Here is a 1089-nt window from a genome sequence, read left to right on the forward strand (position 1 = left end):
CAACTTAATTAATATAACATTATTGAGTGTGAATGTCAACACTTTTTTTGGTGGAGCCTAGCGGGATCGAACCGCTGACCTCCTGCGTGCAAAGCAGGCGCTCTCCCAGCTGAGCTAAGGCCCCATAGTAATGGTCGGGAAGACAGGATTTGAACCTGCGACCCCTTGGTCCCAAACCAAGTGCTCTGCCAAGCTGAGCTACTTCCCGTAAATGGCGCGCCCGAGAGGATTCGAACCTCTAACCGCTTGATTCGTAGTCAAGTACTCTATCCAGTTGAGCTACGGGCGCAATTAAATTGTTGGCAATATGCCGAGAGCCGGACTTGAACCGGCACGGTAGTCACCTACCGCAGGATTTTAAGTCCTGTGTGTCTGCCAATTCCACCATCCCGGCACGGGATGCAAAAACAAAAAGCGGAAGACGGGATTCGAACCCGCGACCCCCACCTTGGCAAGGTGATATTCTACCACTGAACTACTTCCGCAATTTATAAATTTTGTAAGTGCGGGTGAAGGGACTTGAACCCCCACGTCATAAAGACACTAGATCCTAAGTCTAGCGCGTCTGCCAATTCCGCCACACCCGCAAAACAATATTATGGTGAGCCATGAAGGACTCGAACCTTCGACCCTCTGATTAAAAGTCAGATGCTCTACCAACTGAGCTAATGGCTCTGACTTAACTTGGATTAATGGTGCCGGCCAGAGGACTTGAACCCCCAACCTACTGATTACAAGTCAGTTGCTCTACCAATTGAGCTAGACCGGCATAATTGTAAAAATAACGTTGATTTTTGTTGAAAAATATCTCCGTTTACTAAAATAACGTTTTACACTTAATTCGTCAAGTAGCTTTTTAAAGCCTGTCTTAAAAATAGAATCTTGAGAATACAGAGCAAAGCATGGTGGAGGATGACGGGATCGAACCGCCGACCCTCTGCTTGTAAGGCAGATGCTCTCCCAGCTGAGCTAATCCTCCATTGCAAATAAAATATTGCCCGGCAACGTCCTACTCTCGCGGGAGGAAGCCTCCAACTACCATCGGCGCAAAAGAGCTTAACGGCCGTGTTCGGCATGGGAACGGGTGTG

9 tRNA genes and 1 rRNA gene are annotated in these 1089 nt (G+C 48.2%); all 10 read right to left on the bottom strand.

From position 1 onward, the window contains the following. Positions 1–48: 48 nt before the first annotated feature. A tRNA-Ala gene (locus BUC05_RS21055) sits at positions 49–124 on the bottom strand. Positions 125–131: 7 nt separating this feature from the next. Next, positions 132–208 (bottom strand) — tRNA-Pro (locus tag BUC05_RS21060). Between the two features lie 4 nt (positions 209–212). After that, positions 213–289, bottom strand: a tRNA-Arg gene (locus tag BUC05_RS21065). Between the two features lie 19 nt (positions 290–308). Continuing rightward, positions 309–394 (bottom strand) — tRNA-Leu (locus tag BUC05_RS21070). A 19-nt stretch (positions 395–413) separates the two neighbouring features. Beyond that, a tRNA-Gly gene (locus BUC05_RS21075) sits at positions 414–485 on the bottom strand. A 19-nt stretch (positions 486–504) separates the two neighbouring features. Beyond that, positions 505–587: transfer RNA gene (locus tag BUC05_RS21080), tRNA-Leu, on the bottom strand. Between the two features lie 12 nt (positions 588–599). Next, positions 600–675: transfer RNA gene (locus BUC05_RS21085), tRNA-Lys, on the bottom strand. A gap of 18 nt (positions 676–693) precedes the next feature. Further along, positions 694–769 (bottom strand) — tRNA-Thr (locus BUC05_RS21090). 134 nt (positions 770–903) lie between these two features. Then, positions 904–979 (bottom strand) — tRNA-Val (locus tag BUC05_RS21095). 17 nt (positions 980–996) lie between these two features. Next, positions 997–1089, bottom strand: a 5S ribosomal RNA gene (rrf, locus tag BUC05_RS21100); the annotation flags it as partial.

Origin of the sequence: Shouchella rhizosphaerae (genome assembly GCF_900142675.1) — a bacterium.
GTDB classification, from domain to species: Bacteria; Bacillota; Bacilli; order Bacillales; family Bacillaceae_D; genus Shouchella; species Shouchella rhizosphaerae.